Source organism: Janthinobacterium sp. YR213, from assembly GCF_900099875.1.
Lineage (GTDB): Bacteria > Pseudomonadota > Gammaproteobacteria > Burkholderiales > Burkholderiaceae_D > Janthinobacterium > Janthinobacterium lividum.
The window spans coordinates 495,647-517,537 of sequence record NZ_FNDA01000003.1 but is presented as its reverse complement, the minus strand read 5'-3'; the positions used below and the strand labels follow the sequence as shown (position 1 = coordinate 517,537).

18 protein-coding genes are annotated in these 21,891 nt (G+C 63.0%); 14 read left to right on the top strand and 4 right to left on the bottom strand.

Going from position 1 to position 21,891, the window contains the following annotated elements:
- Positions 1–186 precede the first annotated feature (186 nt).
- The 9 genes from BLT98_RS16305 (at position 187) to BLT98_RS16265 (ending at position 11,941) form a co-directional block, all read left to right on the top strand.
- The gene (locus BLT98_RS16305) at positions 187–1,731 is read left to right on the top strand and encodes an alpha-N-arabinofuranosidase (protein ID WP_092609444.1); all 1,545 of its coding nucleotides are present in this window, start codon (positions 187–189) and stop codon (positions 1,729–1,731) included.
- 68 nt (positions 1,732–1,799) lie between these two features.
- On the top strand, positions 1,800–2,834 hold the full coding sequence (locus BLT98_RS16300; protein ID WP_244517514.1) for an arabinan endo-1,5-alpha-L-arabinosidase: 1,035 nt from the start codon (positions 1,800–1,802) through the stop codon (positions 2,832–2,834).
- Between the two features lie 8 nt (positions 2,835–2,842).
- Positions 2,843–5,200, top strand: coding sequence for a glycoside hydrolase family 127 protein (locus BLT98_RS16295; RefSeq protein WP_092609441.1), 2,358 nt, complete (start codon positions 2,843–2,845; stop codon positions 5,198–5,200).
- 163 nt (positions 5,201–5,363) lie between these two features.
- Positions 5,364–6,326, top strand: a complete 963-nt coding sequence (locus BLT98_RS16290; RefSeq protein ID WP_034783686.1) for an ABC transporter substrate-binding protein — start codon at positions 5,364–5,366, stop codon at positions 6,324–6,326.
- A gap of 9 nt (positions 6,327–6,335) precedes the next feature.
- Positions 6,336–7,877: a sugar ABC transporter ATP-binding protein gene (locus BLT98_RS16285; protein WP_244517513.1), complete on the top strand. Its 1,542-nt coding sequence runs from the start codon at positions 6,336–6,338 to the stop codon at positions 7,875–7,877.
- 59 nt (positions 7,878–7,936) lie between these two features.
- Positions 7,937–8,956 carry an ABC transporter permease gene (locus BLT98_RS16280; protein ID WP_244517539.1) on the top strand — a complete coding sequence of 340 codons (1,020 nt, stop codon included), beginning with the start codon at positions 7,937–7,939 and terminating at the stop codon, positions 8,954–8,956.
- The gene (gene yjfF, locus BLT98_RS16275; protein ID WP_092609435.1) at positions 8,953–9,927 is read left to right on the top strand and encodes a galactofuranose ABC transporter, permease protein YjfF; all 975 of its coding nucleotides are present in this window, start codon (positions 8,953–8,955) and stop codon (positions 9,925–9,927) included. Before BLT98_RS16280 ends, yjfF begins: the two co-directional genes overlap by 4 nt.
- Positions 9,928–9,931: 4 nt before the next feature.
- Positions 9,932–10,906 (top strand): glycoside hydrolase family 43 protein, encoded by a 975-nt coding sequence (locus BLT98_RS16270; RefSeq protein ID WP_092609432.1) that lies wholly within the window; start codon positions 9,932–9,934, stop codon positions 10,904–10,906.
- A gap of 93 nt (positions 10,907–10,999) precedes the next feature.
- The gene (locus BLT98_RS16265) at positions 11,000–11,941 is read left to right on the top strand and encodes a LysR family transcriptional regulator (protein ID WP_034752932.1); all 942 of its coding nucleotides are present in this window, start codon (positions 11,000–11,002) and stop codon (positions 11,939–11,941) included.
- Between the two features lie 209 nt (positions 11,942–12,150).
- Here the strand turns inward: BLT98_RS16265 and BLT98_RS16260 are convergent, their stop codons facing one another.
- The 4 genes from BLT98_RS16260 to BLT98_RS16245 all read right to left on the bottom strand — a co-directional run bounded on the left by BLT98_RS16260 (position 12,151) and on the right by BLT98_RS16245 (position 16,516).
- Positions 12,151–13,416, bottom strand: coding sequence for a DUF6445 family protein (locus BLT98_RS16260; protein ID WP_092609429.1), 1,266 nt, complete (start codon positions 13,414–13,416; stop codon positions 12,151–12,153).
- A gap of 46 nt (positions 13,417–13,462) precedes the next feature.
- The gene (locus tag BLT98_RS16255) at positions 13,463–14,194 is read right to left on the bottom strand and encodes a hypothetical protein (protein ID WP_092609426.1); all 732 of its coding nucleotides are present in this window, start codon (positions 14,192–14,194) and stop codon (positions 13,463–13,465) included.
- A 35-nt stretch (positions 14,195–14,229) separates the two neighbouring features.
- Positions 14,230–15,051 carry a hypothetical protein gene (locus BLT98_RS16250; protein ID WP_092609423.1) on the bottom strand — a complete coding sequence of 274 codons (822 nt, stop codon included), beginning with the start codon at positions 15,049–15,051 and terminating at the stop codon, positions 14,230–14,232.
- 85 nt (positions 15,052–15,136) lie between these two features.
- Positions 15,137–16,516: a caspase family protein gene (locus tag BLT98_RS16245; protein ID WP_170846402.1), complete on the bottom strand. Its 1,380-nt coding sequence runs from the start codon at positions 16,514–16,516 to the stop codon at positions 15,137–15,139.
- A gap of 187 nt (positions 16,517–16,703) precedes the next feature.
- Between BLT98_RS16245 and BLT98_RS16240 the strand changes: the two genes are divergently transcribed.
- Genes BLT98_RS16240 through BLT98_RS16220 form a run of 5 tightly spaced genes read left to right on the top strand, consistent with a single transcriptional unit; the run spans position 16,704 to position 21,891 of the window.
- Positions 16,704–17,468, top strand: coding sequence for a hypothetical protein (locus BLT98_RS16240; protein WP_092609417.1), 765 nt, complete (start codon positions 16,704–16,706; stop codon positions 17,466–17,468).
- A complete protein-coding gene (locus tag BLT98_RS16235) occupies positions 17,465–18,508 on the top strand; it encodes a hypothetical protein (protein ID WP_092609414.1) in 1,044 nt (347 codons plus the stop codon). Before BLT98_RS16240 ends, BLT98_RS16235 begins: the two co-directional genes overlap by 4 nt.
- Positions 18,509–18,541: 33 nt before the next feature.
- Entirely contained in the window at positions 18,542–19,399 is an 858-nt protein-coding gene (locus tag BLT98_RS16230) for a hypothetical protein (RefSeq protein ID WP_052140229.1), read from the top strand.
- Between the two features lies 1 nt (position 19,400).
- On the top strand, positions 19,401–21,005 hold the full coding sequence (locus BLT98_RS16225) for a hypothetical protein (RefSeq protein WP_244517512.1): 1,605 nt from the start codon (positions 19,401–19,403) through the stop codon (positions 21,003–21,005).
- Positions 20,980–21,891, top strand: a complete 912-nt coding sequence (locus BLT98_RS16220; RefSeq protein ID WP_092609411.1) for a glycerophosphodiester phosphodiesterase — start codon at positions 20,980–20,982, stop codon at positions 21,889–21,891. Before BLT98_RS16225 ends, BLT98_RS16220 begins: the two co-directional genes overlap by 26 nt.

The window sequence follows — 21,891 nt, the reverse complement described above, 5'->3', positions numbered from 1 at the left end:
GCGTACTGTCTGCGACCCTGCGCCTAGCCCTGGGCGTTTTGTCGGCCGCAGAGTTGCAGCCTGCCAAATCTTTCCTCTTTCGAAATACCGCTCTTGCAGCCCCAACCCTGCGGCAGGAGAGGCATCGCCACATCCATTGCCGGCTTGATTCCGGCCCTTGCTTTTCACTTAAAAACAGGAGACAGCATGAAATTCATCCATACCAGCATCGTGGCCCTCAGCCTGGTCGCCGGCAGCGCCTTTGCCGCGCCCGTCAGCGTCACCATCGACGTGGCCAAGCCCGGTCCCGTGATCAACAAGAATGTGTACGGCCAGTTCGCCGAGCACCTGGGTACCGGTATCTACGAAGGCATGTGGGTGGGGCCGGACTCGCCCATTCCGAACACCAAGGGCTGGCGCAATGACGTGCTGGGCGCACTGAAGCAGTTGCACGTGCCCCTGGTCCGCTGGCCGGGCGGCTGCTTTGCCGATGAATATCACTGGAAGGATGGCATCGGCGCGCGCGCCCAGCGTCCGACCAAGGTCAATACCAATTGGGGTGGCGTGGAAGAGTCGAACGCCGTCGGCACGCACGAATTCTTCGACCTGGCCGAGCTGCTGGGCGCACAGACCTACATCAATGGCAACCTCGGTTCCGGCACGCCGCAGGAAATGTCCGAATGGCTCGAATACATGACGTCGGACAGCAAGTCCACCCTGGCCGAGCTGCGCCGCAAGAATGGCCGCGCCCAGCCGTATAAAGTCGATTACTTTGGCATCGGCAATGAAGCCTGGGGTTGCGGCGGCAATATGCGCCCGCAGTACTACGCCGACCTGTACAAGCACTATCACACCTTCATGAAGACGCCGGAAAGCGCGCGCCCGAAATTCATCGCCAGCGGCGGCAATGACGACGACACCAGCTGGTCCAGCACCCTGAGCCGCGAAATCAAGCCGAACATGATGGACGCCATCAGTTTCCACTACTACACGGTACCGACCGGCGTGTGGGAAAAGAAGGGCGCCGCCACGGGCTTTGGCGAAAATGAGTGGATTTCCACCCTGAGCCGTACCCTGCGCATCGATAGCTTGATCAAGAACAATATCGCCGCCATCGACAAGAACGACCCATCGAAAAAGACGGGCTTGTACGTCGATGAATGGGGCACCTGGTACGACGTGGAGCCGGGCACCAACACGGGTTTCTTGTTCCAGCAAAACAGCTTGCGCGATGCGCTCGTCGCCGCCCTGAACTTCAATATTTTCCACGCCCATGCAGACCGCGTGCGCATGACGAATATCGCGCAAATGGTCAACGTGCTGCAGGCGATGATCATCACGGACAAGGATAAATATTTCCTCACGCCCACGTATCACGCGTTTGAAATGTACGTGCCGTTCCAGGATGCCACATCGTTACCGGTCGCCATCAATGGCAATGGCAAGTACAGCCTGGGCAAGGTCAGCATTCCTGAAGTCAGCGCCTCGGCCGCGCGCGCCAAGGATGGCAAGGTGTACCTGTCCTTGGTGAATACCAACCCGCACAAGGCTGTCGATGTGAGCGTGGCGCTGGCCGGCAAGCAAGTGGCCAGCGTGGCGGGCCGCGTGCTGACCGCAGGCAAGATGGATGCCGTCAACAGCTTTGCGCAACCGCAAGCCGTGCAGCCCGTGGCGTTCACTGCCAAGGCGCAAGGCGGCAAGCTGACCGTCTCGGTGCCCGCCAAGGCCGTCGTGGTGGTGGCTGTCGAATAGTCTTCACCCCTTGTCATTCATCCGGCCGGCCCGCATGATGGGCCGGCCCATTCATATCGGAGTAGACGATGCATACATTGACCCGCGGCATGGCTGCCATCCTGGGCACCCTGGCGATCATGGCTGCCGCGCACGCGGCCCAGGTCAGCGTGCACGACCCCGTGATGGCCAAAGAAGGCGACACGTATTATCTGTACAGCACGGGTCCCGGCATCACCTTTTACAGTTCGAAAAACATGGTCGACTGGCAGCCCGAAGGGCGCGTCTTCGCGGGCCAGCCCACGTGGGCAAAAACAGCCGCTCCCGGTTTTGACGACCATATCTGGGCGCCCGACGTACAATTCCATGACGGAAAATATTACCTGTATTACTCCGTGTCCGGCTTCGGCAAGAACACGTCCGGCATTGGCGTGACCGTCAACACCACCTTGAATCCCCGTTCGCCCGACTACCGCTGGGTGGACCAGGGCATGCTGCTGCAATCCGTGCCCGAGCGCGACGAGTGGAACGCCATCGACTCGAACATCATCACCGATGCCAAGGGCACGCCATGGATGTCGTTCGGCTCGTTCTGGAACGGCATCAAGCTGGTGAAACTGACGCCCGACTGGACCCGTATTGCGGAACCGCAAGAGTGGCACTCCCTGGCGCGACGCGTGCCCTTGCCGCCAAGGGCCGGCGAATTCAAGCCCGCACCGGAGGAAATCGAAGCGCCGTTTATCTTCCAGCGTGGCAAGGATTACTTCCTCTTCGTTTCCTGGGGCCTGTGCTGCCAGAAGGAAAAAAGTACCTACCACCTGGCCGTGGGACGCGCCAACAGCGTGACGGGGCCGTACCTGGACAAGGATGGCCGCGACATGGCGCAGGGTGGCGGCACGGTGCTGCTGCAAGGCGACAAGGACTGGAAGGGCCTGGGCCACAACAGTGCCTACACCTTCGATGGCAAGGATTACCTGGTGCTGCACGCGTATGAGACGGCGGACAATTACTTGCAGAAGCTCAAGATCCTGCCCATGACGTGGGACAAGGATGGCTGGCCGCAGGTCGATGCGCGCGACTTGAACCGCTATCAAAGCCGCCAACTGCCGGCCGCCAAACCCTGAGGGCGCCCATGCAAAAGACCTTGTTGACGCTGGCGCTGGCCGCTGGCGGCCTGCTCGCGCCTGCGGCGCAGGCAGCCGAACTGTTTCCCCTCTCGTCCGTGCGCTTGAAAGCGGGACCGTTTCTCGATGCGCAGACGACGGACTTGCACTATCTGCTGGCGTTCGATCCTGACAAATTGCTGGCGCCGTTTCGCCGCGAGGCGGGCTTGCCGCAGCCGCAGTCCAGCTATGGCAACTGGGAATCGACAGGGCTGGACGGCCACATGGGCGGGCATTACCTGTCCGCGCTGGCGCTGATGGTGGCATCGACGGGCGACGCGCAGGCGCGCGAACGCCTCGACTACATGCTGGTGGAATTGAAGAAATGCCAGGATGCCAATGGCAACGGCTATCTGGGCGGTATCCCCGACGGCAATGCCGCCTGGCAAGCCATCGCCAAGGGAAAATTGCAGGCCGATACCTTCTCCGTCAATGGTAAATGGGTGCCGTGGTACAACCTGCACAAGGTGTTCGCCGGCTTGCGCGACGCCTACCAGCACGCGGGCAACCTTGAAGCGAAAACCATGCTGATCGCCTTGTCGGACTGGGCCGTGAATCTGTCGGCCTCGCTCACCGATACGCAGATGCAAGCCATGCTGCGCGCCGAACATGGCGGCATGAACGAAGTACTGGCCGACGTCTACGCGATGACGGGCGAGCAGCGCTACATGGACCTGGCCGTGCGCTTTTCGCACCAGGCGATCTTGCAGCCGCTGGCGGCGCAGCAGGACAAGCTGACGGGCCTGCATGCGAATACGCAGATTCCGAAGGTGATCGGCTTCGAGCGCATCGGTGCATTGACGGGACGGCGCGACTGGCAGCAGGCGGCGACATTCTTTTGGCAAACCGTGCACGACAAGCGCACGGTGGCCATCGGCGGCAATAGCGTCAAGGAACATTTCCACGACGAGCACGATTTTTCCGCTATGGTGGAAGAGGTCGAAGGGCCGGAAACGTGCAATACCTACAATATGCTCAAGCTCACGGAGCAGCTGTTCCGCCGCGATGAGCAGGTGCGCTACGCGGATTACTACGAGCGCGCCCTGTACAACCATATCTTGTCGTCGCAGCGCCCGGGCACGGGCGGCTTCGTGTATTTCACGCCCATGCGCCCGAACCACTACCGCGTGTATTCGCAAGTGGACAAGGGCATGTGGTGCTGCGTGGGATCCGGCATCGAAAGCCAGGCCAAGTATGGCGAGTTCATCTACGCGCATGAAGGCGACGCCCTGTACGTGAACCTGTTCATGGCGTCCACCCTGGACTGGAAAGAGCAGGGCGTCAGGATCGTGCAATCGACCCAGTTTCCTGACCAGGACACGACGCGCATTACCGTGCAGGGCAATAAAACCTTCAGCATGAAGATCCGCTACCCGCAGTGGGTAGCCAAGGGCAAGCTGCGCGTCAAACTCAACGGCAAGTCCCTGCGCGTCGCTGGCGTGCCCGGTGACTACGTGACCATCACGCGCGCCTGGAAGTCCGGCGACACCATCGACGTGGTACTGCCGATGACCACGCGCCTGGAACAGATGCCGGACCAGTCGAATTACTATGCCGTGCTGCATGGTCCCATCGTGCTGGCCGCCAGGACGCAGCCGTTCGCCAATGAAGCCCTGAATTACTTTGCCGACGACTCGCGCATGGGCCATATCGCCCAGGGGCAAGTGTGCCCGTTGGAATCGTCGCCCCTGTTCGTCAGCGATGAGAAGGATTTCATGCGGAGAATCCGCCCCGTGAAGGGCCAGCCGCTGACGTTTACGGCGCCTGGATTGATCCAGGGCAAGGATGCGGCGAAGATAAAACTGATCCCGTTCTTCCGCCTGCATGACTCTCGCTACATGCTGTACTGGCCCGTGTCCACGCCGGCCAGCATGGCGCAGCTGCAGGAAACCACCGGGCAAGCCGAAGCGCAGCGCCTGGCGCTCGATGCGCAAACCATCGACCAGGTGGCGCCCGGGCAGCAGCAGCCCGAGTCGGACCACGGCTTCCAGGCGGAAGGGGGAGAAAACGGCGTCAACAAGGGCAGGCACTGGCGCCATGCGACAGGCTGGTTCAGCTATGAACTGAGCGACCCGCAAGCCGAAGCGAAGCGATTGCGCCTGACCCTGTCCACTCTGGATGCGGGCCGCGTCTTTGACGTCCTGATCAACGGCATCAAGGTCGAGACGGTCGCCGTGGCGGCCGATGCGCCGCAAGAGCTGCATACGGTCGATATTGCCGTGCCTGCGGCCTTGGTAGCGGCCGCCAAGGGTAAATTGCGCGTGAAATTTGTCGCTGGCAAGGATTCCGTGGCGGGCGGCCTGTACGGACTGCGCCTGCTGCGCTGAGGGAAGAGGGACTCTGCTTGCGATACCGATACGTAAATCGGTATCGCAAGCGAAAAAGAATTGATTGGATGGCTATGTTGCTTTCTCCTACCATGGGTTCATAAAAAACCGCCCATCCGGCATCCGGCTGTGATGGTATTCCAAAAAAAAACTGGAGACAAGAATGAAATTGACACGCCGCACACTCCTCGCCAGCGCCATGCTGCTCGCACTGTCCGCTACTTCTTCCGCTTTCGCCGCCAAGCCCCTCGTCATGGGCTTTTCGCAGGTGGGCGCCGAAAGCGAATGGCGCACCGCCAATACCGTCTCCATCAAGGATGCCGCCAAGAAAGATGGCGTCACCCTGAAATTTGCCGATGCCCAGCAAAAGCAGGAAAACCAGGTCAAGGCGCTGCGCTCGTTCATTGCGCAAAAGGTCGACGTCATCGCCTTCTCGCCGGTCGTTGAATCGGGCTGGGATACTGTCTTGCGCGAAGCTAAAGCTGCCAAGATTCCCGTCATCTTGACGGACCGCGCCGTCAACGTGGCCGACAAATCGCTGTACGTGACCTTCATCGGTTCCGACTTCGTGGAAGAGGGCCGCCGCGCCGGCCAATGGCTGCTCGAGCATGCCAAGAAAACCCCGGACGCCACCCTGAACATCGTCGAGCTGCAAGGCACGGTGGGCTCCGCCCCGGCCATCGACCGCAAGGCGGGCTTCCTGGAAGTGGTGGGCAAGAATCCGAAGATGAAGATCATCCGTTCGCAAACGGGCGACTTTACGCGCGCCAAGGGCAAGGAAGTGATGGAAGCGTTCCTGAAGGCCGAAGGCAAGAAGATCAACGTGCTGTACGCGCACAATGACGACATGGCCATCGGCGCCATCCAGGCCATCGAAGAAGCGGGCATGAAACCGGGCAAGGACATCATCATCATCTCGATCGATGGCGTCAAAGGCGCGTTCGAGGCCATGATCGCCGGCAAGCTGAATGTCACCGTCGAGTGCAGCCCGCTGCTGGGTCCGCAACTGATGTCCATCGCCCGCGATGTGGTGGCCGGCAAGCCCGTGCCAGCGCGTATCACGACGGTGGAAGGCGTGTTCCCTGCCGAGGTGGCCGCCAAGGAATTCCCGAACCGTAAGTACTAAGCTTGCCGCATGATGAAGACGCAAGTGAAACACAATGCCGCGCCAGCTCCCTTGCTGGAGTTGCGCGGCATCAGCAAGTCCTTTCCCGGCGTCAAAGCCCTCAGCGACGTAGCCCTGCGCCTGTATCCGGGTGAAGTGCACACCTTGATGGGACAGAATGGTGCCGGGAAATCGACCCTGATCAAGGTGCTGACGGGCGTCTATACGCCTGACAGCGGCCAGATTCTGCTCGATGGCAAGCCCATTGCGCCCGCGTCCACCTCGGATGCCCAGGGACTGGGCATCAGCACCGTGTACCAGGAAGTCAATCTGTGCCCGAACCTGTCGGTGGCGGAAAATATCTTTATCGGCCGCTATCCGCGCCGCTTTGGCGCTATCGACTGGCGTGGCATGCAGCAACAGGCGCGTGCCTTGCTGCAGCAATTGCAGATCGATATCGATGTCACGGCGCAACTGTCCAGCTTTCCGCTGGCCATCCAGCAAATGGTGGCCATTTCGCGCGCGCTGAACATTTCGGCCCGCGTGCTGATCCTCGATGAACCCACGTCCAGCCTGGACGAGGCGGAAGTCAATCTGCTGTTTTCCGTGCTGCGCCGCCTGCGCGAGCAGGGCATGGCGATCCTGTTCGTCACGCACTTTCTGGACCAGACCTACGCCATTTCCGACCGCATCACCGTCATGCGCAATGGCGAGCGCGAGGGAGAGTATGCGTGCAGCGAGCTGTCGCGCCTGGCGCTGGTGAACAAGATGATCGGCGTGGCGGCCGACACCGTGGCGCAAGAGCTTGATCTGGCGCAAGACGCGGGCGCCGCCAGCTTTGGTCCCACCGTGCTCGAAGCGCAGGGACTGGGCCGCAAGGGCGCCTTGCTGCCCATGGATTTCCACATCCGCCAGGGTGAATTGCTGGGCCTGGCCGGCTTGCTCGGTTCGGGCCGCACGGAACTGGCGCGCCTGCTGTTTGGCGCCGACAAGGCCGATTCCGGCACGATCACCATGCAGGGCCAGCCACGCCACTTCAGCGTGCCGCGCGATGCGATTGCCCGGGACATCGGCTTTTGCTCGGAAGACCGCAAGCACGAGGGCGCGATTTTGTCGCTGTCCGTGCGCGAAAACATCATCCTGGCCTTGCAGGCCCGCACGGGCTTGCTGCGCGCCATCCCGTTCAAACGCCAGCAGGCGCTGGCCGACGAATATGTGAAAGCGCTCGGCATCAAGACGGCCAGCATCGAAACCCCCATCGGCAGCCTGTCGGGCGGCAATCAGCAGAAAGCCTTGCTGGCGCGCTGGCTGGTGACGTCGCCCGCCATGCTGATCCTCGATGAACCGACGCGCGGCATCGACGTGCGCGCCAAGCAGGAAATCATGAGCTATGTGGCCAAACTGTGCCGCAAGGGCATGGCCATCCTGTTCATCTCGTCCGAACTGCCGGAAGTGCTGCGCTGCAGCGACCGCATCGTCGTCATGCGCGACCGCAAGGCCTGCGGCGACTATGCGCGCGGCGAGCTGGACGACAGTTCCGTGCTGCAAGTGATCGCCGGAGACGCCACATGAGTTTATCCACGCCATCGTGCGCGCCGCTGGCGCGTGCGGCTTCCCTTACGAATGCTTCCATGTTGCAGAGTGTCTTGCATCACCCCCTGAGCCGGCCCCTGGCCGCGCTGTTCTTGCTGCTGCTGGTCGATTTCTTCGCCATCCCTGGCTTTTTTCATCTGGAAATTCGCGACGGTCACCTGTACGGCAGCGTGATCGACATCGTCAACCGCGCCGCGCCGCTGATGCTGGCGGCCTTGGGTATGACCCTGGTGATCGCCACGCGGGGCATCGATATTTCCGTGGGCGCCGTCGTGGCCCTGTCCGGCACCGTGGCCGCCATGCTGATCGGCGGCACCATGGTGATGGAAAATGGCGTGCCGACCTACGTGAGCAACATTCCCATGGGCTGGGCCCTGGCGGCAGCCCTGGGCGCGGCCTTGCTGTGCGGCGCCTGGAATGGCGTGCTGGTGGCGGGCCTCGGCTTGCAGCCCATCGTCGCCACCCTGATCCTGATGGTGGCGGGGCGCGGCCTGGCGCAATTGCTCACGGATGGGCAGATCGTCACCGTCTACTACCAGCCCTTCTTTTTCATCGGCAGCGGTTACCTGTTCGGTTTGCCGTTTTCCCTGTTTCTCGTCACTGCCGTGTTCCTCATCACGGCAGTGCTGATGCGCAAGACGGCGCTGGGCCTGTTCATCCAGGCCGTCGGCATCAATCCCGTCGCCGCGCGCCTGGCCGGCATCAAGACGGCGACCCTGATCTTCTTCGTCTACGTGTTTTGCGCGGCCTGCGCGGGGCTGTCGGGCCTGATGATCAGCTCGAACATCAAGAGCGCCGACGCGAACAACGCGGGCCTGATGCTGGAACTGGACGCCATCCTGGCCGTGACCCTGGGCGGTACGTCCCTGGCTGGCGGCAAGTTCAGCTTAGTCGGCAGCATGATCGGCGCGCTCATCATCCAGACCCTGACCTACACCATCTATTCGCTGGGCGTGCCGCCGGAAGTCAACATGGTCGTCAAGTCGGTCGTCGTCTTCCTCGTCTGCCTGTCGCAATCGTCGGAATTCAAGCAATTGCTGCATCGGAGAAAAGCATGAAGGGCTTGCTGCACACCCCGTATTTCACCTCGCTCGTCACCGTCTTGCTGCTGATGGTGATGCTGGGCCTGGGCGGCGCCGCCTACCCGGGCCTGCTGTCGACGCAGGTCATTTTTAACTTATTGATCGATAACGCCTTTTTGCTCGTCATCGCCGTTGGCATGACCTTCGTCATCGTGTCCGGCGGCATCGATCTGTCCGTCGGTTCCGTGCTGGCCCTGTCGACCATGATCGCCGCCTGGCTGCTCAACGTGGCGCACTGGCCGCCGCTGCTGGTGATCGCCACCGTGCTGGCGCTGGGCACCGTATTTGGCGCCAGCATGGGCGCGCTGATCCATTATTTCAAATTGCAGCCGTTCATCGTCACCCTGGCCGGCATGTTTCTGGCGCGCGGGCTGTGCTACTTGATCAGCATCAACTCCATCACCATCGATGATCCGCTGTTCGTCGCCATGTCGCAGACGCAGTTGCAATTTCTTGGTGGTTTTGTCTCGCCGGGCGTGGTGATCGCCGTGGTCACTTTGCTGCTGGCCATCTGGCTGGCGCACGCCACGCCGTTCGGCCGCGCCGTGTATGCGATCGGCGGCAATGAACAATCGGCCTTGATGATGGGGCTGCCTGTCGGCCGCACCAAGGTGCTGATCTATGCCTTCAGCGGTTTTTGCGCCTCGCTCGGCGGCGTGCTGTTTTCGTTCTACATGCTGTCCGGCTATGGCTTGCATGCGCAAGGCACGGAACTGGACGCGATTGCCGCCGTTGTCATCGGCGGCACCCTGCTCAGCGGCGGCTACGGCTATGTGGCGGGTGCGCTGTCGGGCGTGCTCGTGCTGGGCACCATCCAGACCCTGATCGCCTTCGACGGCACGCTCAGCTCGTGGTGGACCAAGATCGTCATCGGCGGCCTGCTGTTTGTCTTTTGCGTCGTGCAAAGACTGATGGCCATGGGCCAGAAAAATACCAACGGGAGTTAATCTGATGTTCAAGCAACACACACTTGCCGCAGCCATCGGCATGGCGGCGGCGCTCGCCTGCGCCCCATTCGGCGTGCAGGCGGCCAACCCCATCGTGAAAAATATCTACACGGGCGACCCGGCCGCGCTGGTCGACAATGGCAGGGTGTACCTGTACGTCGGCCACGATGAAGCGAGCGCCACGGATACGGATTACCGCATGAACGAGTGGCGCGTGTATTCCTCGTGCGACATGGCGAACTGGACGGATCACGGCTCGCCCGTGCGTTACTCGACCTTCGCGTGGGCCGGCAAGGATGCCTGGGCCGGCGACATCGTCAAGCGCGGCAACAAATACTATTTTTACTCGACCGTCGACCACAAGACCATCGCCGGCAAGGCCATCGGCGTGGCCGTGTCCGACAGCCCGACCGGGCCGTTCGTCGACGCGCGCGGCAGCGCCCTGATCACGAACGACATGACGAAGCAGACGGCCATTCCCTGGGACGACATCGATCCGGCCGTCTTCATCGATACGGACGGCCAGGCCTACATTTACTGGGGCAACACGGTCTTGAAGTACGCCAAGCTGAAAGCGAACATGACGGAGCTGGACGGCCCGATCCTGACCTTCGGCATGGATGCGTTTACGGAAGCGGCCTATATGCACAAGCATGCGGGCACGTATTACTTGTCGTACTCGCGCAACTTCCCCGAGGAAACGGCGTACTCGACCGGGCCGACGCCGACAGGTCCCTGGCATTTCCGCAGCACCATCATGGACAAGAATGCCATCGTGAAAACCATTCACCAGGCCATCATCGAATTCAACGGCAAGTCCTACATCTTCTATCACAACGACAAGTTGCCCGGCGGCGGCGAATACCGGCGCTCCGTGGCAGTGGAAGAGCTGAAATACAAGCCCGACGGCACCATCGAATTCATCCAGCAGACGGCCGGTCCGGCCGCCAATCCCAGCGCCGCCTGCAAGGCATCCTGAACGCTCGTTGACTACGCACAAAAAGGAGACACACCGATATCTATAACATCGATATTGAGTTAGAACCGATATCGATCATGATATGATTTATTCATGGATACCCTCAACCCCAACTGGTTCTTGCGAGCCCGCCTGAAGACGCGGCAATTGCTGCTGTTGATCGCCCTTGACGAGCAGCGCAACATCCACCGCGCGGCGGAAGAATTGCACATGACGCAGCCGGCGGCGTCCAAGCAAATCAAGGACCTGGAAGAGATGCTGGACGTGCGGCTGTTCGACAGGTTGCCGCGCGGCATGGAGCCGACCATCTATGGCGAGACGATGATACGCCACGCGCGCATGGCCTTGACGAGCCTGTCGCTGGCGCATGACGACATCGTCGCCCTGAAATCGGGCTTGACGGGCCAGGTGGAGGTGGGCGTCATCATGACGCCGGCCATGGCCTTGCTGCCGCGCGCGATCGCCCGCATCAAGCAGCAGGCGCCGCTGATGCGCATCGGCGTGCACCTGGAGCACAGCAATACCCTGATGGACATGCTGCAGCACGGCACCCTGGACTTCATGATCGGGCGCATCCTGGAAAAGGAAAGCAGCGCCGGCCTCATCTACGAGGAATTGACGGAAGAGCCGGCCAGCGCCGTGGCGCGCAATGGCCATCCGCTGCTGTCGCGCAAGAATCTGCAATTGAAAGACTTGGCGGGCCAGCCGTGGATCTTGCCGCCGCAAGGCAGCATCCTGCGCCACCGCTTCGACATGATGTTCCGCCGCGCGGGACAGGAGCCGCCTGTCGACGTGGTCGACACGACGGCTTTGCTGCTGATTACGTCCTTGCTGCAGCAAACGGACTCGCTGCACGTGATGCCGACGGAAGTGGCGCACTACTATGAATCGTTGAACGTGCTGAGCATTTTGCCCATCGAATTGCCGTGCAAGATGGATGCGTTCGGCATCATCCGCCAGCAGGATCATTTGCTGTCGCCGGGGGCGGATATGCTGCTCAAAGCTGTGCGGGCGACCGCCGCGGACATGTATTGACGATCACCCAATAAAACGTCCATGGCGTTGTTGCCGTGCCTTGTCGTACATTCGTACTGCCTGCGGCACGGCGCCTGGCCCTGAACATTTTCTTCGGCGCCGTCACCAACTTCGGGGATTTTTACCGCCAATTAATCGGGCACTTCAAAAAAGACAGGTAGGTCGGATTAGCCCGCAGGGCGTAATCCGACAATACCCGCGCAGCATGCTTAATCGGGCACCTCAAAGAAAAACAGCTGCACCAATCGCCCATTCTCCGGCGTGTCGCCAAACACATTGCTGATCGAGTGAAAGTAATGGCCCTTGTAGACGATCAGGCGGTTGTGACGCATGGGCACTTCCAGCAGCGCTTGCCAACTGTCGCGCTGTTCCTGCAAGTCGTTGAATTTCTGTACTTTACTGTTTGGCAGCCAGCGTTTCTGGAAGTCCTTGAAGCTGGCGTAGCCGCCCGCTTTCACGTCCGCCTCAGGTAATCGCCGGTACCAGCCGCTGGGCTGGTGGCGCCAGAACGTGGTGCCGCCCTGGCACTGCTCGGGCGGGTTCAGATACAGCACGCCCGCATAGAAATTGAAATTGTTGCCCGTCTCATTATCCACGTGGATATCCGTGCGCGCCATCGCGTCCACATAGCTGAGGCGGTACGAGCCATTGTCGGGCGAGATAAAACGGATGGGGCGGCCCAGGGCCGTGGCGATGCGCTCCATGATGGCCTGGCTGGGCTGGCCCGCCGTCTGGCTGCCCGGATAGTTTTGTCCCGCATAGCGCTGCTGCTCGAATGGCAACGCCAGCGCCTGGGCGCGCCAGGCGGCCGGATCGGGCAGGAAATCGTCGAGGATGTGCAAATCTGTTTCGCGCAGGAAGTCGTGCAGGCTTGCCGGCACGTCGGGCGTGCTCACCCGTTCCGTGTTTTCCGCGCTGGGGCTGGCAAAGCCGATGCAGCACGTTTGCGCCAGCGCCGGATGCAGCGTCAGGCCTTGCGCGTAGCGGGCCAGCGCCAGTTCCTGCTGGCCCGTGCGGTAGTACAGCTCGGCCAGTCCCTGCAGGGTTTGCCAGCGCTGCGGACGCAGGGTATGGGCCCGTTCCAGCTCGGCGATGGTGTCCGCCAGCTGCTGTTTGCCCATCAGCAATTCGGCATGGCTGATGGCGAAATCGTGTTCGTGCGGCGCCAGCCGCGCCGCCGTGGCGTAGCTGGCCAGCGCCGCCTCGTTGTCCGTGCCGCGCAACACATTACCGAGGTTGTAGTGGAACAGGGCATTGTCGGGCTGTTGCTTGAGCGACAGTTTTAACAGGCCCAGGCCGATGGCGCCCTGACCCAGCTCCAGCATCGCCAGGCCCTGGAAATGCTGTGCTTCGGCCAGGGCCGGGTTCAGTTTATGGGCGGCCTGGTAGGCGTTGATCGCCTCGATCAGCTTGCCCGCCTGCTGCAGCCGTTGCCCGTTTGCCAGATGTTGTTCCGCCAGTGTCTGTTCGCCCATGTCGCTATCCCGATGCAATGTGGCGAACAGTGTAACCGAGCCCGTTCTACTGCGCCTGGCTGACGGGAATTTCTTCCCCGTTCAGCTTGATCGCCACCTTGACGATCTGCGCCTTGACCTGATGGCTGGCCATGTCCGCTTCCTGGGCGTAGGCGTACACGACGATGGCGAAGTCCTTGTAGCCGCTGCGCGCTGCCTCGATCTTGCGCGCTGCCTCCTGGTCCACCTTCAGCAGCGAATAACCGTCGCCATTCGTGAACGCCAGCTTGTAGTCGCCGTTGTCGTACATGTAGTAATACGTGCCCGCTTCGGCGAACTTGGCGGGGAAGGCTGCCTTGTCCATGGCGTACGGGGACAGCGCGCCCTGGCCATTGATCTGGTAGCGCAGGTAGCGCCTGGTTTTCGCTTCGCTGACCTTGGCGTCGATCTGCGGTTTCAGGGCGTCGAGCACTTCCTGCTTGCGGAAGGCATCGTTGCTGCCCGCATATTCGCGCGAGATGCGCTGCGCCACGGCCGCATAGTCGGGCGGCACGCCGGACAGGGCGATGTAGCTGTACATCAACTGGTTGCCGCTGGTGATGTCGACATAGCTGGACGTTGGCGTGGCGGCGTCCGCTTGCGGCAGGCTGGCGGCGGCCGCTTTTACCTGCGCCTTGGCGGCCAGGTCCGCGACATTCGCGGCGACGGGGGCGGAGGCGGCTGGTGTGGCGGTGTCGTTCTTGCCGCAGGCGGACAGGAGCAGGGCGATGGCGAGCAGGGCGGGGAAAGTGCGGTTCATGGTATTTCCTTCAGTATGGGTGTGTAAGAGGTGACTTAGCCGACGGTTTTGCGTTTGTATTCGCCATAACCGTAAGCGGCCAGGACAATGCTGGCGGCCAGCACCAGGTAAAAGCCGATGCCGAACGAGAGTCCTTGCCACACTTGCCCCAGCATTTCGCTGGCCATCTGCTCTGCCATGCGTGCCGCGCGCGAGCCCATGATGCCGCCCATGGCGTTGCCCGCGTCGCTGACGGCGCCCTTGATCTTGATGAACAGCAAGCTGCTGTGGATGACGACGAACAGCAGCGGCGCGCACTTGCCCAGCGCCGCTTTCGGGTGGCTGCTGGCCATGGTGGCGCAGCAGGCGGCAATGGCCAGCAGGAAGAAGAATTGTGCCGAGGTAAAACCGCCGCCGCCATCGCGGGCAAAGCTTTCCAGGCTGTCGGCGGACAGGCCCAGCAGCTGCCAATAGGTGCGCGAAACGGAGGCGAACAGGCGGATGCCGATGGTGTTGAAGACAAAGGCGCCGGCGATCAAGACGCCCAGGCTGGCCAGCACCTTGATGCCCAGGGCGGACACGGCCTGGCTCCACAGCTGCTGGCCCTTGTCGCGCGCCAGCTTGGCCGCGCCGGCCATCTCTTCCTGCGCCAGTTGCTGCGTTGCCACGGCGCTGACCGTGTCGAGGCCGCCTGACTCGTTAAAACGCACGTCGACGACGGCATTGATGGCGGGCGCCACGTCCGAACGCCAGTGCGTGGCCACGTCGAAGGCGTGTTGAATGCCAGCCACGCTGACGGAACCTTGTCCGCTCGGTTGGTAGGCGAGGATGCGGCCCCGTTGGCCGGTGGTGATTGCTGCTGGGCTGGATGGTTGCATGGGATTTTCCTGGTCACTGTCATGCTGTATTGCATGTACCCACGGATAACGGGGGCAGTTCAGGGAAATCCAAAATTATTTTGAATTATTTTTTCGGCGGCTGCATCAGGTCCTTGGCGGCGCCCTGGTAATCCTTCATCAAGCCCATGAAGGCGTCCTGCAAATGCCGGGCGGCATCCTGCGGCGGCGCGCCCGTGCGCCGCGCCAGGTCGAATTTATACGCGTGCGCGGCCGTGTAGCCGGCCTGCGAGGCGGCGTCCAGCAGCACGCCGGCCCGTTTCAGCGAGGCTGGGTCACCTTTGACCATCAGCAATTCCGCCAGATAGGTCTGGGCAATCGGAAAGTCTTTCGCGGCGGCTTTTTCCAGCCACTGCATGCCCGCCTTCGGCTGTTTCACACCCGCATCGCCGCCGCCGATGCCATAGCCGAGGGCCGTCAGCGCCACCAGGTCCCCGCCGCGCGCGCGCTTTTCCAGTTGCTGGCGGGGAAACGGACGGGCCGCGATCTGCATGCGGATTTCATAGTTGATGTCTTGCAGCACGTTGCCTGGCCACACCTTGGCACCGGGTGCGGCAGGCTTCTCCACCGTCGGGGCAGGCGCCCGCATGCCGTTGTTGCCCGATGCCAGTACGCCCGGCGCCGGCGGGCTGACGCCCTTGCCGCTGCCCATGTTCAGTACCAGCCGTGCCGACGTTTCGCCAAACGACACGCGGGGCTTTTGCACGTCGTGCGTCATGGCCGCGACCCGTGCCGCCACTTGCGAAAACACGTCGCCCATGGACAGGCCCGGTGCGTCGAGCGCGTCGAGCAGGGCGCTCGTATAGGGACTGTTGCGCGAATCAGGCGACCAGAAATCGCGCGCCAGGGCGCCGGGCCCGGCTGAATAGGCGATCACCACGCCGCGTGGTGCTTGCGTGTCGGCAAAGCCATGGCTGGCCGCATTGCCTCCGCCGGGAGCCACCACGGCGCCGCCGCGCGTATATTCCTGGCGGCAAGCGTCAAGGATCAGCACGGCGCCGCGCGCGCCCGTGCGCTGCAAGTCGCCCGCCAGGCTGGAAACGGACACGCCCTGCGCGGCAATGGCGGCCGCACTGAGCGCATTCATGTTCGCGCCCAGCGGCAGCACATAATTGGCTTCGCCCGCCTGCGCGCCGTGGCCCGCGTAAAACACGAGGGCGATATCGGCGCCGCGCGCCTGCGTGGAAAACTCGGCCGAGGCCTTTTGCAGCTGCGCCGCATTGATGTCCGTGCGCAACAGCACTTCAAAGCCCAGGCGGCGCAAGCGCTCGGCCATGGCGCGTGCATCGTTCACGGGGTTCAGCAAGGGTTGCGGATAGGCCGCGTTGCCGATCACCAGGGCAATGCGCTTGCCGGAACCGCTGGCGGCGGTCCCCACAGCCGCTTGCACGACATTGCCGCAGAGTAAAAAGATGAGGCTCAAAAACAGGGGAATCAGGCGATGCATCGGGGTCTCGGGGATTGTCGTGTGAGTAACAAAAGTTAGCGATTTCCAGTACGGTATGAGAAAATTGCCTAAATGCATTTTACCTGACTGACAAGTTTGTCTTGTTGTCCAGCGTATTTCCTCTTTACCGGCCAGCCTCGCTCCCGGCCAGTGGCGCGCGCCGCCCCAACACACGATCGGACCGGCTGTGCAATCGGAACAATTTGAACGGATTCATGCTTTCTGGACCCGCCGCCCGCAGCTGACACAAGGCGAACTGGGCGAGTTTTACCAGCGTGTCATCGCCGCGCTGACGCCATGCCGCCCGCGCGAGGCGGCGTCGCTGGGCGATTCACTGGCCGACTTGCGCCACCAGTTTTTCATTGAAAAAGTCCTCCACAGCGATAGTGACGCGGCGCCTCACCACGTCGGCGCGCTGTTTTTGTACTTCAAGCGCTTCATCATCGACCAGCTGCGCAAGCAGCGCATCGAGGAGGATGCCGATGCGCAAGAAGGCTGTGAACTGCGCGCACCCGACGCCTATGCGGAAGCGCTGCGCGATTACCGGCTCACGCCACAGCAGGTGCGCGAGGCGGCAGACAGTTTTATCACCACCTTGCCGCGTGACTTGATCTTGCTGCTGCGCCATTGCGGTTGCGGCGGCATGCCCGTCAAGGAACTGGCCGAGCAGATCGCTTCCGCGCATTACCACGGCGGCAAGCTGGGCCTGGTGCACAGGCAGAAGGACGATCCTGCCAGCGCGGGACGCCAGATCGTCGAGCCGGCCCACCGCGCCACCTTGCTGGGCAGCTGGGTCTTGAGCCTGCTCAAGCTGCGCGTGGGGGACTCCTTGGTCGCGCGCGACATGCAGGCGGCGCAAATAGTTTTGGATATTTTATGTGTGGCCGCGTTATCCCTGCACATGGACCCCGTGTCCACCCACCCGAATACTGATGAAAGGCCACCGGCATGACTGCATTGACGCCCACACTGGCCATCGTTGCCGCGCGCCTGCCGTCGCCACCGTCTTCCATCGACGTGCTGGACGATGAGGTGGCGGGCGCTACCCCCGACTGGCGCGGCATCGCCGTGCCGGAACACGTGATGCAACGCTTCGCGCGCCGCAGCGACGCCGCACCGCTGGCAGCAAGGCCCATCGCCGGTGGACAGATCCACTTGCTGGCGCGCCGTCCCGGCTTCGGCGCCGTGCTGCTCGACGCCTGGGACAGCACGCGGCAGCGCTGGCGCGGCTGGCTCGTCACGCCGGATACGGCGTATGCGGATGCCTGCGGCCTGGTGGTCGAGGAGCGCGACGCGCCCGCCGATCCGCGCGCCGGCCTGGTGCTGTGCGACATGCCGGTGACCCTGGCCGTGACGGACCTGGGCGCCTGCCTGGGCGTGTTCAGCCAGGAACGCCTGCAGGCGGCGCGCTGGCTGGAAACGCATGGCCGGGCGAACGGGGCGGGGGTAGCTGCGGCACCGGGCATGATCGCCCGCGTGGCCTTGCCCGGCGACGATTACGTCTTGACGGGCACGCCGCTGTCTAGCGAGCTGGGCAAGGATGGCCGCGTGGCGTACCGGCAATTGCTGCGCCAGGGGCTGCAGCAATTGCAGATCGCTTCGGCCGATGCGGCCGCGTCCCAAGCGACGGCACCGATATCGAGGCCTGTGCAGGCCGCCAATGCGAACCGCTGGCTGAAGATCGTCACGGCCGTGGCCGCCAGCGTGATGGTGGTGCAATCGGCCTGGCTGTTCCTGCCGAAAGAGGGCGCCGTCGTCGGAAATGCGGAGTTCCGCAATGGCGGCAGCGGCGTCGAGAAGGGCGTGCGCATGCGCGTGCTGTTCCGCGCCGAGGCCACGGAGGCGGAAATCCGCACCTGGCTGCAGCGCGAGCAGCTGGAAATCGTCGCCGGGCCGGACACCCTGGGCGCCTTCACCCTGCTGTCGCGCGACCGCCAGAAAGTCTTGCCGCCGCCAGGCCCGGGCAATCCGCTGGCCGTGATCAATCCCTGACCCCGAAATAAGAGAAAGTTATCGAGCATGACAATGTATAAGAACTTTGCATCCGCGCACTGGCGCAAACTGGCCATGGGCCTGGCTGCCGGCGTCCTGTTGACGGGCTGCGCCATGACGCCGAATGGCCGTGGCGGCGTGCTGGTGGGCCTGGATACGGCCGAACTGTTCGGCACGCCGATTTCCACCTTCCGCCTGCGCGACGGCACGGAAGGCACCTTGCGCAAGGATCCGAAGGGCAAGTATTCGATCAAGCTGTCGCAGGCGTTCCGCGTCGTGCCGCTGGACAAGGCCATCACGGCCCGCGTGGCGCGCGTGGAAAACGTGGGCGAGCGCACCGTCGTGATCGTGGAAACCCAGGAGCGCGGCTGCGCCTACCGCTATGAAGTGCTGGCTTTCCAGGGCACGGACGTGCTGCAGTGGACGGTCGGCAATTGCAAGGACCGCCCCCGCGTGGAGCTGGCGGCGGACGCCAAATCGCTGAATATCGATTTCCCCAACTACAACCGCCTGTCGCGCATGATCTACACGGACAACCGCCTGCTCAACGCCAGCGTGGCTGTGCCGCCCGGCGTCGATACGCGCGCGCAGCCGTTTGCCGATGACGCCTTGCGTGCCACCGGTCCCGCCATCGCCACCATGCCCGGCAGCGACAGCGGCCGCGTGATCCCGGCGCCACCTGCCCCGGCATCGGCCCCGGCACCTGCCGCCGCACCGAAAGCGGGCAGCCGCGCCAGCGCCAAGGCGCGCCGCCAGGACACCCCGGCCAGGGCGGCGGCGCCCGCCGCCATCAGCCTGCCCGCGCCGCGTGCCGCAGCGGCTGCCCCGGCGGCGCCTATGATCTTCCAGGCTGAAGAGATCAAGCCTGTCGTCATCGATTTGAGGAAATAAGATGGCCGCGAGTTTGCGCAGTCTGCAAATCCGGCAGACCCTGATTCTGATCGTCCTGACGATCATTTACCTGTGCTTCGAGCTGGGCTTCAATGCCCGCCTGCTCGACGTGGTGGGCGGCAACGTCAAGCCGGAAGACGTGGAAGGGGTGGAATTCTATGGCCGCAGCCTGTCCGGCATCGCCGCCGCGCTGGTGGTGCTGCAGCTGATGTGGCGCCGCCGGCTGAAGAACAATGGCAGCGGCCCTGGCTGGGTAAAAATCATCGTTTGCTGCCTGGTCACGGCCGGCGTCGTCTTCGGCGTGCTGAAGACCACGGTGAATGTGCTGGTCAATACGCGCGACGCGGAATTTCGCCGCATGGCCTTCAACACCACCTTGCTGCAGCGCTCGCTGGTAGGCGGCAGCCTGCAACTGCAAGGCCTGGTCGACGATCCGACCCTGTTCGCCAAGCCGGAAGGCAAGTCCTTCCTGGCCCTGTTCCCCTTCCTTGCCGTGTCGGTGCGGCATCTTGACGAGCGCATGGGGCCGGCCAAGGAGCAGCTGGTGCGCGCCAACGTGCGCCAGGTGGCGGGCGGCCCGTCCGGTTACTATGACAAATATCAGGAAGCCATGCGCGAGCTGGCCGGCAAGTGGGAGCTGTATGCGGGCATTATTCCCGACAGCGATGCCGGTTTGCGTGCCAAGCAGCAATCCTCGTGGCAGGAATACGTGAGCAGCCTGTCGCGGCGTGGCTGGCAGCCGCATTCCGTGCCGATGCGGCGCCAGGCGGCCGTCGTCAATAATGTGCGCAAGAAAGTGCCCGTGCCCGCCAACTGGCGTACCGACGACGAGCGGGGCTTCCGCGCCGCCGTCAAGCGCCGCTACACAGCCGAGGCGGCCAGCAAGGGCGTCACCTTGCGGGGCGAACGCATCCCGCCGGGCTTGCCGTTTGCCGCCTTTGTCGCGCGCCCTGGCGTGCAGGCGGAATTGCGCGAAGCGTTGAAACTGCCTGCAGGCGCCACGGTGCAGCCAGCGTATGCCAGTCCTGCCGAGTTCGGGCGCCTGTTCGAGCAGTTCCTCGATCGCCAGACGGCGGAAAAACTGGTGGAATACCGCGCCAGCCGCACCGACTTTGAAGCGGGTGGCAGGTTCTTCCATGAAGGCAAGGAAGCGGCGCGCGCCGCCATCGTGCCGCCCGTGGCCCTGTTCTTCTCGCTGCTGGGCGCCATCGGCCACTTTTCCAAATTGCTGTACCTGGTCGCCACCGTCGTATTATTGCTGCTGGCCATGCGCCGTGGCGAGCAGGCGGGTGCGGATGGACAGCTGAGCCGTCGTTCCGCCTGGATCGCCACGGGCGTGCTGGCGACCGCCTTTGCGGGCAGCTGGGGCATGCTGTCCATTCTCGACAACAACGTCACGCGCAGCGAGCTGTTCGGGCAAATGCTGGACTGGGCGCGCCAGCCCGAGCCCGACAGCACGCGCTGGCAAATCGCCGGCAAGGGCTTGCTGGCCAATATCACGCACGTCGTGGCGGTGGGGCAGGGCTACAGCTACCCCGTCAACGAAGCGATCCGCATCCACGTTTTGCAGGGAATTCATTATGGCTATCACGCGCAACAAAAATAAGGCGGCCGCGCTGGCATTGCTGCTCAGCACGTTCTGCACGTTGGTACAGGCCGACTGCCTGGGCATGAAGGTGCACGCCCACCGCGGCGCCGGCAATGCGCCGGAAAACTCGCTGAGCGCGCTGCGCAACACGTATTTCGGCACCTGGGACGGCGTCGAGACGGATTTGCAGCTGCTGGGCGACGGCAGCTGGGTGGTGCACCACGACCTGTTGACTGGCCGGGTGGTCGACACGGGATCGCCGCGCACCGTCAAGCAGATGACGGCCGACGACTGGCGCGCCGCCAGCATGAAGAACCGTGGCGTGGCCACGCCGGAAACGCCGCCGTTCGTCAGCGACGTCGCCGACCTGGCCACGGCTTTCCCTGCGAAAACCCTGAATGCGGAAATCAAGGATGTCGTCTCGTCGTGCGCGCCGATCGCCACCCTGGTGGCGCAGTTGCGTACGAACATCAAGCACGGCAACTGGTTCTTGACGTCAGGCGTGCCGAATAACCTGGCGTGCGCGCGCCGCGCCGACCCGCAGGGTTATCTGGGCTTGCTCGTGTTTGACGCGCGCAATGCCCAGGCGGCCGGCGCGAACCGGGTCAGCCGCTATATCGCGAAAAATGCCCGCCCGCCCAAGCTGGACAAGCCGTGGCTGCAGCGCGTGCAGCAGCAGATCGGCATGCCCACGGGCGTGCACGTGGATGCGCGCAGCCTGGACGCCAATCCGAATCTGCTGGGCGACGCCGCCAGCCTGAACATGCCCGTCTTCGTCTATGCCGTCGATGGCGATTCGGCCCTGGCCGCGTCCTTGCTGCGCGCGCAGCAGCGCAGCCACCGCTGGCCCAGCGGCGTCATTCTTGACGGCAATCCCGAGACGTTTTGCGCGATGATGAAATAA

Bases quoted from the DNA above. Each gene is read 5' to 3' on its own strand.
- yjfF (WP_092609435.1), top strand. From the start codon at position 8,953: ATGAAGGGCTTGCTGCACACCCCGTATTTCACCTCGCTCGTCACCGTC.
- BLT98_RS16305 (WP_092609444.1), top strand. From the start codon at position 187: ATGAAATTCATCCATACCAGCATCGTGGCCCTCAGCCTGGTCGCCGGC.
- BLT98_RS16245 (WP_170846402.1), bottom strand. From the start codon at position 16,516: ATGCATCGCCTGATTCCCCTGTTTTTGAGCCTCATCTTTTTACTCTGC.
- BLT98_RS16255 (WP_092609426.1), bottom strand. From the start codon at position 14,194: ATGAACCGCACTTTCCCCGCCCTGCTCGCCATCGCCCTGCTCCTGTCC.
- BLT98_RS16230 (WP_052140229.1), top strand. From the start codon at position 18,542: ATGTATAAGAACTTTGCATCCGCGCACTGGCGCAAACTGGCCATGGGC.
- BLT98_RS16295 (WP_092609441.1), top strand. From the start codon at position 2,843: ATGCAAAAGACCTTGTTGACGCTGGCGCTGGCCGCTGGCGGCCTGCTC.
- BLT98_RS16280 (WP_244517539.1), top strand. From the start codon at position 7,937: ATGTTGCAGAGTGTCTTGCATCACCCCCTGAGCCGGCCCCTGGCCGCG.
- BLT98_RS16260 (WP_092609429.1), bottom strand. From the start codon at position 13,416: ATGGGCGAACAGACACTGGCGGAACAACATCTGGCAAACGGGCAACGG.
- BLT98_RS16270 (WP_092609432.1), top strand. From the start codon at position 9,932: ATGTTCAAGCAACACACACTTGCCGCAGCCATCGGCATGGCGGCGGCG.
- BLT98_RS16250 (WP_092609423.1), bottom strand. From the start codon at position 15,051: ATGCAACCATCCAGCCCAGCAGCAATCACCACCGGCCAACGGGGCCGC.
- BLT98_RS16285 (WP_244517513.1), top strand. From the start codon at position 6,336: ATGATGAAGACGCAAGTGAAACACAATGCCGCGCCAGCTCCCTTGCTG.
- BLT98_RS16300 (WP_244517514.1), top strand. From the start codon at position 1,800: ATGCATACATTGACCCGCGGCATGGCTGCCATCCTGGGCACCCTGGCG.
- BLT98_RS16290 (WP_034783686.1), top strand. From the start codon at position 5,364: ATGAAATTGACACGCCGCACACTCCTCGCCAGCGCCATGCTGCTCGCA.
- BLT98_RS16220 (WP_092609411.1), top strand. From the start codon at position 20,980: ATGGCTATCACGCGCAACAAAAATAAGGCGGCCGCGCTGGCATTGCTG.
- BLT98_RS16265 (WP_034752932.1), top strand. From the start codon at position 11,000: ATGGATACCCTCAACCCCAACTGGTTCTTGCGAGCCCGCCTGAAGACG.
- BLT98_RS16235 (WP_092609414.1), top strand. From the start codon at position 17,465: ATGACTGCATTGACGCCCACACTGGCCATCGTTGCCGCGCGCCTGCCG.
- BLT98_RS16225 (WP_244517512.1), top strand. From the start codon at position 19,401: ATGGCCGCGAGTTTGCGCAGTCTGCAAATCCGGCAGACCCTGATTCTG.